The organism is Aliiglaciecola sp. LCG003 (genome assembly GCF_030316135.1).
Classification (GTDB): domain Bacteria; phylum Pseudomonadota; class Gammaproteobacteria; order Enterobacterales; family Alteromonadaceae; genus Aliiglaciecola.
Genome location: NZ_CP128185.1, coordinates 350,914 through 363,442 on the forward strand (window position 1 = coordinate 350,914; position 12,529 = coordinate 363,442).

Below are 12,529 nucleotides of genomic sequence, written 5' to 3' on the forward strand. Positions count from 1 at the left end.
TTAGAATTCATTGCCAGAATGAAACTTGAGTTGGTTAGCTTCGACTAAACAATGCCGTTATCTTGTATTTAATCCTATGGTCTAAAATATTAGAAAACAATAAGATAAATACAAATGCAAGCCCAACTATGAGTTTCAATAACACTGTCTGAAAGTCAAAACTTTCAAATTTAGGCTGCACAAAATACATCCCTAAGAGTGACGAAAAGAGCAAAATTACCGCTGTTCGGCCCCAGTCAAGTTGAATCAACTGTGTGCCTATTTTATGATTTGCCCACACTGTCAGCAGTAATCTAGCAAGGTTGATAAAAACTAACGAATATACCGCTCCTAATACCCCAAACTCACCAATAAATAACCAGTTTGATGGTAAGCAGAGAATAAAAGACACTATACCGATGCTGGCGATTGCCCATGTTTTTTTGGTGAATAAAATCCCAAGTTCAATATTCTGATTAATAGAAGCTACTACCAAACTTAGACCTATTAATGGGAGCATTATCGACACGCTACTATAATTTTTAGGCGCAATAATATCGATTATTTCAATGCTAAATAGTGATAAAAAAAGGGATGAGCTAGCCATGATGCCAACAAATATAAGGAATATTTTATGGAACTCTTGCTGATTTTCATTAGCAGCTAAAGATTCGAATCGGCGTACAAAAAATATTTGTGAAAAAGGCGTCGCAATAAACATGCGCAGCAAAGACGCTAGTTTACAAGCTAATGCATAAGCGCCAACGGCAGCGGGGCCTGCTAGTAAGTTGAGAAAAAACCTCTCAGCCAAAGTCATACCAGCATTGCTAACAGCGGAAGGCACTAAGGGAAGGCTATATTTCAATATATCGATAAAGATTGGATAGGAAAATTGGAAACCGACTTGTTTGAAGACCCCCACTAAACCGACAATCGATATGCTTGCCATAGAAATAAAGCTCGCATAGACGATACCTAGTACACCCAGTTCTAAAAAATAAACTAACCCGATGTTTAGTGAGATAAATAGAACCGCTTTACACATAGACACGCTAAAAAATAGCCATGCCTTCTTTTGTACCGTAATGTAGCCAATCAACACTTCAAATAAGATGGTGAAAATTAACCCCCAAATCGCCACCATGAATAACGTGGAATGTTCAGTGCTGTTAAAAATAATGTAGGTCAGGGCGAGTGACAGTGGATATGCAGCCACGCCAATAAATATCGATGTAAGCAGGACACCAATAAACACAGTAGAGACAATGACCTGTCTATCTTGTGTCGCTGTTTCACTGTTGCTGTCAACATCAAAATAGAAACGCCCTATGCCTGCGGTAAAACCAAAACCAAATAGCAAACTTAAAATGTCTGTTAAGGCCAGAAGAATGGCTAATAAACCATACTCTTCTAGCGTCAGGGTATAGGTATAAAGGGGAATGAGTAAAAAACCTGCTGAACGATTTACTAAATTACCTAGGGTGTATATTTGCCCAAATTTAGCAATAGTTTGCATCTCACTCATGATTTAATACTTCAATGTAAACATCTTGATAACTATTGTTCATAGTTAGTGTGCTGAATTTATTTGACGCTATATCAAAAGCAGTTTCTGCATACTGACGGAGTTGGTGTCGGTTATTCAGCCCCCAAATTATTTTTTCGACCAATCCATTAACGTCATGCAAAGGATAGAGCAAACCAGTGGACTGCTCTTGCACTATATCTCTGCTGCCAGGCACATTGGATGCTACGACTGGAACTTTCCATGCCATTGCTTCTAAAATTCCCATTGGGATCCCTTCGTAGTGAGAAGTACTGACAAACAAGTCTGCTGTAGATAACCACATCGGAATATTGTCAGATGCGCCTACAAGATGGACGTGATCCAACAAACCCAAGTTATTAATTTGACCTTCAAGTTCTGCCCTTAGTGGCCCCTCCCCAACTATATAAATATTTAATTTTGGGAAAGATTCTAATAATAATGCGCTTGCGGAAATTAATTGCTTGATGCCCTTTAAAGCCACTAACCGCCCTACTAAGACTAATATCGGTGAACCATCTATATTTACTTTCGAGTTGTTTTGAGCTGCAACCTCGGCCATTTCAATATCTTCGGCTGATGGGATAGGAACGCCATTATTAACCACCGACATTTTGTTATCGACCAACAGTAATTTCGACTTCAATTGTTGGTAGACAGACACAGAAATTGCAACATGCTTAGACGCCGCTCGCGCACTCCAGAATAATAATATATACCAGAAAAATGCTTCAAGCCCTGTGGATGGCGTTAATTTATTACTATGATGAGTCGCAACTACCGGTGTGTTAAGTCTGCCACCTGTAAGTCTGAACGACCCATTAATTATCGGATTTGTAAGCATCGCTGCCAAAAACAATGAGTCAGACATGTGAGCATGAATAACATCGATGTGCTGGCTAATAATGATTTGTCGAATAGCCGACAGTATGGCTTTCTTACGAGTTGTCTTTGCTATTTGACTTGCTACAAAAACCTTTACACCCAATTTTTCAAGGTCGTCTTGAATTGGACCGCCACGCTTCCAAGCGCAAACAACATGGTTGGACCTATTTGATTCAGTGCTGGTGACTATGTTTTTGAGGACAACTTGGGCACCTTCTCTATCCAAATTATGGATTAAATGTAGGATCCTGAGCTGTCGCTTACCCAATGATGTTGGCTTTTGAAATTCTGCTTCCGTTCGGTTAGTCATTTCATCCTGTATCTCTAATTAAGTCATACCTATCTAAATTAGCTCATTCAATCAACAGCTGACTATAAATGTCCTGTCTGATAATTAATTGGTTGAGAAGTAAATTTTTAAAAAAATTGAACAGAAAAAGAGCACTTAAAGACCCGCTAATATTATTATTATCCAGTTAACTTTAAGTTAAATCACAAGTCTAGCTTTACAATTGTAGATTATATATTCAATACTGAGTTGTATTATGCACATATTGAGCAAAAAACCACTAGACATTCGTTACTTAGCAGATAACACTAGAGGTGTTCGTTTTTTAATCATTCGGTGACTACACATGGAAATAAGTGATGCCTGCATGCTAGATAATTGTAAAAGCCCAATTCAAATCCAGAATTTAACCCATTTTTGAAGGTAAGAATGAACAGTATGAGACTTTCTTTCACTTGGTTATTTATTTTGATGGTGCTCAGCGGGTGCACGAATAGGGTCCCACTACCTGTTGCAAATTCAGCTGTTTTGCAAAATGTAACTAGGGTTGAACCCCTTGTTGCTTTAGGAGATGTTGTAGCGGTTGGCTTTTTCAGTGCGAACTACATTACAGACACTCCCTATGTCATCTCACCCGGTGATGTCATAAAAGTCGACGTGTTGGAGCATCCTTTGCTATCCAAAGATATTTCAACTGTATTACCTGATGGTCATGTTTCATTACCACTCATTGGCCGCGTTAAAGTAGCTGGCCAAGGTGTGGAAGCACTTGGGCAAAGATTAACATCACTTTATGTTGAGAATAATATAGCGGCTCCAAAAGTTGTAGTATCTATTGAGCAAAGTCGAGACCCACTGACACCCTTGTTGCGACTTGTAAATAGCCAAGGACAATACGAACCCCTGCAGGTTATCATCGGCCATTCCCCGTTTATTGACTTACCCTTTATTGGTTCCGTATCTATAAATTCGACACTGTCGGACTTACGTTCAGAAATAAAAGCTAAATATCAAAAATTATTTGGTGACCGTTTGTATGTAATGGTGCAACTGCAAAAATCAACAGCTCCAGTTATTTATGTAATAGGTGAGGTCACTCGTCCCGGTCCAGTACCTTTCTCTCGGCCTACCAGCCCTTTGATGGCTGTCGCTGCGGCAGGAGGATTAATGCCAACTGCAGAAGCTGAAGATGTTCGTTTGTTTAGACGTAAAGATGACAATACCTATGAAAACTGGTCTATCGACATAGCTGGACGATTAGATAAAGGAAGTTCATCCAGTGACCAGTTTGAATTGCTTCCAAGTGACGTACTTTATGTTCCTAAATCGGGAATCGCTGAAGCAAACCAAGTAGTAGAGCAGTACATCCGCAATATGCTACCGGTTCAACTCGGTTTTGGTCTTTCATATCAGCTAAATGAAAATAACTAATGAACAAAAAATCGATTGATTCAAATTTATTAAAAAAGATACCCGCTTATCAACATATGCGCCTTAAGTTGTTATCTGAAAATATACTTAACAAAAGCGGTGACGCTAAGGTAATTGGCCTCATGTCTCGCACCAAAGGGGAGGGGGTAAGTACCACTAGTGCAGGTTTAGCAATGGCGATTAATTCCCGTTCCCCCAAGTCTGTTTTGCTGATTGATGCCAATCCCTTGGGAAATAGACTGGCTAATGTACTGGAATATGAATCCCTAGAATTAGATCCTAATTCTATCGATAGGGAAGAGGTAGATATCGCCAATTATATCGTAGGGGATGAAGTGAAGTTACTGTCACTTTGTGCCCAAGGCAATAGTCAAACCTGTTCACACACACAATTTAATATGCTCTTGCAATCGCTGAAAAATCAGTATGACAATATTATTATCGATATTGGCTCTTGGGATACTGAATCCCCACTGGGATGGATCGAACAAATCGATAGTTTAATACTTGTAATCGACGGTAATACAACTACACGTGAAATGTTAGCGCACTTTAAAAAGACCGTAGATCGCTGTGGTATTAAATTAAATGGTTTTGTGATGAATAAACATGAAAAACCGGTACCTACATTTATTTATAAAATGATTTCCTGATCGATTACTGAGAGATTTATTTGTGACTAAGCGCGATATCTTTATTTTTCTATTTAAGTGGCATCGCCGTATTATTGCCATGTTTTTATTTATTGTCTTTTTGGCGATTTTGATACAATACCTTGCACCACAACCCTTTTCCTCTAAAGCCGTCATTCTGGTAGAACATAATCGAGCGCCCATGATGCGCTCTGATATTTCCCTTGGGTTAGAAACAATCGATGTGCTAAATACGCAAGTGGATATTATTCTTTCACATACCGTTATAGCCAATGCGGTAGATATGGTTAAGCCTCACAAAAGACCTTCAAAACCGAGCATAGTTAAAGATGTGAAAAAAGGAGTGCGAGGATTCCTGGAGAGTATTGGTTTAGCAGACAAGGCTGATAAACGTGATAATTGGATTCGAAGTTTGGCGGATGACGTTAAAGTTAAGGCGTTAGTAAGCTCTAGTATTATTCATGTTGAATACACAGATGAAAAACCTGAATGGGCAAGTGAAATCACCAACGCAATAGTTTCAAGCTATATTGATCATCACCTCACATTGTATCGTTCGACAGGCTCTGCAGAAGTTTTCAAGAAGCAAATGGACCAATTGCAATCGCAGTTGATTGAGCATCGTTTGGAACTGGAAAAATATAGTCAATCTGGCGATTTATCATCTGCATCGGATCAGCGAAAGGGTATATTGCAGCAGCGTTCTTTTTTATTGGAAAGAATTTCTGCTAGTGAAAATGAACTCTCCGAATTATTGCTCAGGTATAAACCTGGTCACGAAAAAGTAAAAAGTATCAAATCTCAATTAGCGAATTATCAGGCCGCTGTTGCAGAGCTACAAAATCAGTTGAAATCTGTTGAAATTGGTCAATCTGAAACCATGCAATTGAGGCTCAATATAGAAACAGAGGAGTCTCTGTTTCAGGTCTACAAACGCCGCTATGATGAAGAAAGATTTAAACAGTTAGCCAATGCTGATTTAATTAATGTAAGGGTTGTGGAGTACGGTGTTGCAGCTAAACGTCCGGACCACTCCCGTTTATTTTACATCGCTATTGCAGTAATAGGAGCCTTAATTTTCTCGTTAGGAATCGCATTCATTTTCGAATATTTTGATCGCAGAATAACCAGTGCTCAAATTGCCGAAGATATTCTCGGCGTTGCAGAACTTGGTGCAATCGAGAAATTGTAGTTTCATTTTGAATTTTGAAGGACTGATGCTCAATGCAGACTCTGATTAGTACTTTCAATTTCAAAAATAAATTGTGGATACTCCCTACACTCTTTGCATGTACATTATTCGCTTTCTTCGCAGGAACAGGTTCATTAATGCCGATGATAGCAATGATCGCATTCATTGTTATTTTACTAATGCTTTTAGCGGGTGTTCGAATTATTTTCTTTCTTCTTTTAATGGGCGTGCCGACGGTCTTTGTTTTTCCAAACAACATTATACAAGTCCTGCCAGTAGTTAATACTGAACGGTTTTTGTTTGCTTGCATCGTTACATTAATGGCCATGGGCGTGATTCACCGACGTTCATTAAATTACCCGCTGATCAAATTAGAAAAAATAGCCTTAGGATTTCTGTTAATTATCATTATTTCATATGGTTACGCTTTACTAAGTGGTGCTTATAAAGCAGATCCAATACAAGATACTTACTTTATCATGCAGTACATTATGGGATTTTCCGGTTTCATGATTGCTCGAAGAATAATGTGGAACCACAAACAACTGATGTTTATGGTCGATGCGCTTTTGTTGGTTGGTATATTTATGACGGGCCAAGCAATCGTCCAGTACTTCTTGGGAAGTGATATGTTTGTACCAACTTACATGGAGGTTCAGCATGCAATAGAGGGTAGAGTCACTGGATCTTTTGGGAACTCTTCTGAGTATGGTGCAGTGGCAACTAGTATATTGATACTTGGTATCTTTCGTTACTCGGTCACTGAAGACGCCATGCAAAAAGGCTTCTTGCTTGGGTTGTTAGGGCTGATATGCATTGCAATTGTATTGAGTAAAACTAGAGCTCCCTGGTTAGCTGCTGCCATATCAATTGCACTTATTGCAATGAAAGATCCAAAAGTGCGGCAAATGATTGTCTTCAGCGGTTTATTAGGTGGGCTTATCGCGGCCATTATTTTACCTATATTCTATGATTTTAGCGCACTCCAGGAAAGATTTTCTTCATTGGCACCTATCTATAATCGACTTTCACTTTGGGTGACAGGAATCAACATGGGGTTGCAAAATCCATTTTTAGGGGTTGGTTTTGGAGCTGATGGCTTCCAGACTGCTCATCCTGCATACGCAATTGATATTGGCGGGATTTCTGCTTTTTGGGCAATTGGTGTAGGAGTTCCACATAATGAATTTATTCATATTCTTTCTTTGAGCGGGTTTATTGGATTCTGTTTGTTCGTGACTATCTTGTCTGGCTGTTTCCGGCATATGAAAAATATCAGTAAAGACATTGCATTGACAAATAATCAGCGTTTATTTGCCATATATGGGTTCGTAATCTTGTTTAACTGGATTTGCAATGGCTTTTTTGTCGACACTGGCAAATTCTGGTTCTTAATGTTTTTCGTATTTTCTATGGTAGGAATTGCATGTTCTCCTTTGTCGGAAAAAAGACATCAAACAACACTCGGCAAACAATATCTCAGTTAACTATGCAAAAGTGTCATTTATTTTTACACTGTGCAAAATTTGAGCTATTCCGTTGAGATTTACTAGCTTAAATAAATCTATAGAAAACAATTGAGTATGATATTTACCGAATAAAAAATACACATTTGCATAGTTTTTGCTCCTACATTGCTATACTGGTTGAAATGCCGTTAATTAGAATACTTATTTTTAAGGATATAATCATGAAAACCACAATAAAGGGTTTTAAGCTATTAGGTTTAGCGGCTCTAGTTGTATGTTGGTTTCCTGCACAAGCCTCTTTGATTGGACAAAATGTGGATCTGGCACTTATTTCTGTAGCAACTCCATCTTCGACTCCTGTATTCATTGCTGAAGACACGCTGACCAATCCTCTAACTGTAACTGTTGTTGAAGGGGTTGTAGAAGGCGCCGGGTTTATGGATGGCTTCATGAATGTAGACATCGAAGATGATGTGCTGGGTGTACTTTTCCCCGGTGGTGTTGTCGTAAATGGAGATGCTATGTCGTTGAATGATGCTTTAGGATTGGGTCCACAAACATTCATAGGTCTGCTGTTCGCTAATCTTAGTTGGGGAATAGATAACCCGGGTACTTTAGTTGGTTTTGAAAATCTGCAAACTAACATCGCGGGATTCACCAATAGCAATGTATTATTTGACCCAACAAATATCGCGTTTAATATCGTCGACTTGGTAATTAATCCTGGAAGCTTTGTAATTGTGGATTTAGTCGTAGAACACAATAGTCAAGTTATCCCAGAGCCAGCAATGTACGCTTTGTTTTTATTTGGCCTTATGGCGCTAAGAGTTTCGCGTAAGCGTGTGAACTAACATATCTGTTCTATTTTTTTGAAACCCGAGTCAGAGACTCGGGTTTTTTTGTGCCTCAAGCAATAAACAAATTCACAATTATGGATAGCAACTCAGTCAGGTTTTAGTCTGTGGACTAATCCATATAGTCAGTTTAACTAATCAGAAGTTCACTAAGGGTACCTTTTACTTTGGGCATTAATCATATCGAAAGTCTGCTCATATCATCTGCTATGAGAGGGGCTGGGTAAATTGGGCTTTCCTAGGGCTCTTGGCTTACTTAACAAAGTTTATAATTACAGGTTGCATGTCACAATAGCCTTCAATGGAATTTCACTCAGACAATTTTGAAAGAATATCAGTGGCACAAAGATCTTAGTAGACGTTTTTATTGGAAAGACAACTCTTGATGGTTAGTAGGATTATTTTGAGGTCGAACAAAACTGACCAATTGCGGATATAATATAAGTCAAATTCCACTCTTTTTTGCATTTTGTCAACGGTTTCGGTTTCACCTCTAAAGCCATTGACTTGCGCCCATCCTGTAATCCCAGGTTTGACGGTGTGACGTAACATATAGCAATCAACTATTTTTCTATATTTGGTATTGTGCACAACGGCATGAGGGCGTGGTCCAACAATTGACATTGAACCGCCTAATACATTAAAAAATTGAGGTAATTCATCAATGGAGGTTTTACGGATAAATCGACCAATTTTTGTGGTTCTTGGGTCATTCTGAGTAGCTTGAGGAACGCTAGATTCTTGATAATTACATCTCATGCTGCGGAATTTCCAGATAACGAACTCTTTTCCGTTTAAGCCGTAACGTTTTTGTTTAAAAATAATTGGGCCAGGAGAGTCGATTTTTATCAAAATGGATATAATTAAACAGGGAATAAAAATAACCAATAAAATAGGTATACACAATAATATATCTTCTGCTCGTTTCGTCCAGCCATCGACCCCGTTAAAAGGGCTCTCGTGAATACTCAGCATGGGTACATCACCTAACATGTCCCACCGACCATTTAGCAAGCTGTAGGCTTCGAAATTTTGAGCTAAATATACATTTGCCGTTGTATCGGCTAAGGCCTTAATCACTTGCTGAATGCGCTTTTCAGCGTAGAGAGGAAATGTAATGTAAACAATATCGATCATGCCCTTGTTGATCATAACGACCAGTTCATCGATATTGCCTTTTATATATTCGTGGCTTAATTGGTCTTGCACGTAGCGTTTATCCTTTCCGCATCTATCTTCATAATAGCCTGAAAAATTAAGGCCCATCCAATGAGCATTATTTACTGTTGCGGCGAGTTCTTTACCTAGCTTTGAATAACCAACGATAGCTACGTTTCTAGAATTGAAATTTTTAGTGCGTAACATGTGAGAAACGTTACGGGCAAAAACATGCCAAATACACAACATCACGGGAGTAATTGCTAGCCAGAGCATAGTTACTTGCCGATGATAATTGTCTAATTGTTTAAACAAAAAGGCTAAAAATATCAATACCAAAAGAGTTACAAGCCAGGCATAACATATTTTGAATACTTCTGTTACGACAGAAGATATTCGCCATGACCTATATAAATCCTGTTTCCGTGCAACAATAAAAAACACAGCACAAGTGATTAATACAATCAAAGTGTGCCTTGGATGCCATTCATAGCCGCTGTACCAATAAGCAAACCAATATCCGGAGCAGATTAATAGTGCATCAGCGAGTTTAAATATGGCTGATATCTTGGTCATGTGTGGGCGTAACATGCCACTCATATTATGACTCACTATTTCCTACCGTTTCTTAAAATATTGTTCATAGAATCGTTAATGTTTGTTTAGCCAGGGGAGTATTGGCAACATATTCAGCATACTTACGTTTAAATATGGGAGTAAAAAACCAATCTAACCAACCCAAAATAGTGCCTGATAGAATGCCCAAATCTCGCGCCATAACGATTTTCGTCGCATACCAAATATAACGCTTATTGGTTAGGCCGGAATCGACCTTTATTATTTTGCTCACTCCCGATTTCCAGTTGTAAGCACCCCACAAAATCAGCATTGCGGCCAGTACTGACGGATTCACATATGCTAAAGGTAGTAATGCAAATGAAATGAGGTACAGCAAAAGTAACTTGATAACATGTTTATGCAATAAGCATGTTCTGCCGTTACCCCGGTAATAGGTCTGCATTTGCTTGAATACTTGCATCATGTTGCTGCGCATATGATGGCCAATTCTAACGTTGGGAAGTAGTTTGTAAGTTGGCTGAAAGGTCATCATTTTACGGCCAAACAATTTGTCCTCTGCGGCCCTTAACCAAGCAGGCATTCCATCTAGTTTTATCCACATATCTCGGCTTATGGCTAGACTCAGAGCACCTGGAGACTGATCTGAAGGTAATTTTTCCATTAACTCTGCCAATGGAATTTTATCGATCAGGGCATTATTGTGATATAGGATACATGCTACTGCATGCTCAAAGTCTGATTCTGACTTAGGTAAGAAAGCCCCGCTGACGAAATCCATTGTGGATTCTAGCTCGAATGGTTTCGCCATTTTCTCGATCCAATCAGGTTCCACAACATTGCCAAAATCCATCAGCATCAAAATGTCGCTTTTACTGTAACTGAACGCCAAATTTCGGCCTGCGCCGGCAAATACTTCGGGATTGTTGACAACTATTAAGTCAACCCCTCGATTCTGGTATTGAGAGACAATTTCTAGGGTCCGATCGGTACTCCCGCCATCGGCTACTATTATCTCGTCCGGTAGTCGAGTGGATCGAAATATAGAATCAAGTGTTGTCGCCGCCGAACTTTCTTCATTTAATGAAGGCATCAAAAGTGCGATAGTTTTTAGCATACAACTAATCATCCCTAAGCTTTCAAAGTAACATTTATGCACATTTTATTAACACAGTGCTTAACCTATCCTAACCTATATTTGCTATTAAAATCGACAGTTATTGCTCAAATATCAATCATTGTGTTTATTATTTGACTGCTAGGGTATTAAACCAACCTATTGACTATTATTATAATTTTGGCCAATTGATGTGTTTAATCTCTCTTGCTATTAGCTTGGTATGGTTATATTTAAAAGGAATTAATCTCATAATCAATTTGAGGGTTATTTATTGTTGAAAGCGTTCGCGACATTGTATGCACAAGCAAACGGCAAGCCTTTATTTAGTGTAAAACGGGGGAGTCTAAATAGGTGACTTTGCGCAGTTGCCATGCCGTGATTGGTGGTGAATGCACATGTATAACCGGCCTCTTCAACAGCAGAAGTGGCCGCTTCAGTGTAATTGCTATGTGAACCATATGGGTAGGCAAAAGAGACGGCTGGATGTTGAAATTGTTCGATAAGCCGAGCTTTGGGGTCAATGATTTCCGTTTGAAAATTTGATTTTTCTGCCCGGCCTAGGTTCACGTGACTTGCCGTATGACCGCCAATTTCAAATCCCTGCTGGTTTAAGTCCACTAGTTGCTGCCATGTCATTAAAGGGTGACTTCGCCCTTCATATTTGAGTTCAACTTCTAGTTCGAGTGCTAATTTTTCCATGACGCGAGGAATGTCTAGATGCTTTGTTTGCCGAAGTGCGGCAGCAAGCTGAAGTTGTGCTTTCTTCTTATGCTCAAGAGTGTCAATTGAAATGAAGTTTGGTACTGTATTTTCTGTTATCCACCGTGGATATACTGTGCTCAGGTCAACACTCTTCTTATTGCTGGAACGGACCAAAATTGCTAATTGTTCCCACCAAAATAATTTATTTGTGCCCACGTAGTCACTTACTACATAAAATCCAGCAGACACACCTAACTCTTTCAGAATTGGGGCCGCCACTGTGTAATTATCTTCAAACCCATCGTCAAAGGTTACCGCAAAGTAAAGTCCAGGTTTATCCATCATGCTACTAACCTGAGATGGTTTAATCGGCGTGAAATGCTTCAACATAAATCTAATTTGTTTCTCGAAAATATCGGCGGGCATTCCAATTTCATCCGCAAGCAATCCGTTGTTGACCTTTGAATCCTTCACTACACGGTGGTAACACAAAATCGCAATCTGAGCAGTTTCTTTACTGCGACTTTGCCAATCTCGTTGATAAAACCCTAAGCTATATAACAGTGGGCTGACAACCTTATGGAGAAGGGGGGAAAGGCTCATTTTAAAACTCCGTCTTTCAATAAGCTCACAAAATAGACACTAAATGTCTTGCTGATGTTATTTTATACAATA

General features: G+C 39.1%; 10 protein-coding genes. 5 read left to right on the forward strand and 5 right to left on the reverse strand.

The features are described from left to right. Positions 1 to 34: 34 nt before the first annotated feature. Positions 35 to 1,504, reverse strand: a complete 1,470-nt coding sequence (locus QR722_RS01510) for a lipopolysaccharide biosynthesis protein (RefSeq protein ID WP_286284999.1) — start codon at positions 1,502 to 1,504, stop codon at positions 35 to 37. Then, positions 1,497 to 2,720: a glycosyltransferase gene (locus tag QR722_RS01515; RefSeq protein ID WP_286285000.1), complete on the reverse strand. Its 1,224-nt coding sequence runs from the start codon at positions 2,718 to 2,720 to the stop codon at positions 1,497 to 1,499. Before QR722_RS01515 ends, QR722_RS01510 begins: the two co-directional genes overlap by 8 nt. 408 nt (positions 2,721 to 3,128) lie before the next feature. Here QR722_RS01515 and QR722_RS01520 point away from each other — a divergent pair, with 408 nt between their 5' ends. The 5 genes from QR722_RS01520 (at position 3,129) to QR722_RS01540 (ending at position 8,295) form a co-directional block, all read left to right on the forward strand. Continuing rightward, positions 3,129 to 4,130 (forward strand): polysaccharide biosynthesis/export family protein, encoded by a 1,002-nt coding sequence (locus tag QR722_RS01520; RefSeq protein ID WP_286285001.1) that lies wholly within the window; start codon positions 3,129 to 3,131, stop codon positions 4,128 to 4,130. Then, complete coding sequence (locus QR722_RS01525; protein ID WP_286285002.1) at positions 4,130 to 4,783, forward strand: P-loop NTPase family protein; 654 nt, start codon at positions 4,130 to 4,132, stop codon at positions 4,781 to 4,783. The genes QR722_RS01520 and QR722_RS01525 overlap by 1 nt, the downstream gene beginning before the upstream one ends. Positions 4,784 to 4,805: 22 nt before the next feature. Further along, positions 4,806 to 5,975: a GumC family protein gene (locus QR722_RS01530; protein WP_286285003.1), complete on the forward strand. Its 1,170-nt coding sequence runs from the start codon at positions 4,806 to 4,808 to the stop codon at positions 5,973 to 5,975. Between the two features lie 32 nt (positions 5,976 to 6,007). Beyond that, entirely contained in the window at positions 6,008 to 7,462 is a 1,455-nt protein-coding gene (locus QR722_RS01535; protein WP_286285004.1) for an O-antigen ligase family protein, read from the forward strand. A gap of 203 nt (positions 7,463 to 7,665) precedes the next feature. Continuing rightward, positions 7,666 to 8,295 (forward strand): PEP-CTERM sorting domain-containing protein, encoded by a 630-nt coding sequence (locus tag QR722_RS01540; protein WP_286285005.1) that lies wholly within the window; start codon positions 7,666 to 7,668, stop codon positions 8,293 to 8,295. A gap of 354 nt (positions 8,296 to 8,649) precedes the next feature. On the opposite strand, the gene QR722_RS01545 is transcribed toward QR722_RS01540, so the two are convergent. From QR722_RS01545 to QR722_RS01555, 3 genes are all read right to left on the reverse strand, one after another. Beyond that, a complete protein-coding gene (locus tag QR722_RS01545; protein ID WP_286285006.1) occupies positions 8,650 to 10,068 on the reverse strand; it encodes an undecaprenyl-phosphate glucose phosphotransferase in 1,419 nt (472 codons plus the stop codon). A gap of 28 nt (positions 10,069 to 10,096) precedes the next feature. Continuing rightward, positions 10,097 to 11,149 (reverse strand): glycosyltransferase, encoded by a 1,053-nt coding sequence (locus tag QR722_RS01550; RefSeq protein WP_286285007.1) that lies wholly within the window; start codon positions 11,147 to 11,149, stop codon positions 10,097 to 10,099. Between the two features lie 267 nt (positions 11,150 to 11,416). Next, a complete protein-coding gene (locus QR722_RS01555) occupies positions 11,417 to 12,457 on the reverse strand; it encodes a polysaccharide deacetylase family protein (protein WP_286285008.1) in 1,041 nt (346 codons plus the stop codon). Between the last annotated feature and the right edge of the window lie 72 nt (positions 12,458 to 12,529).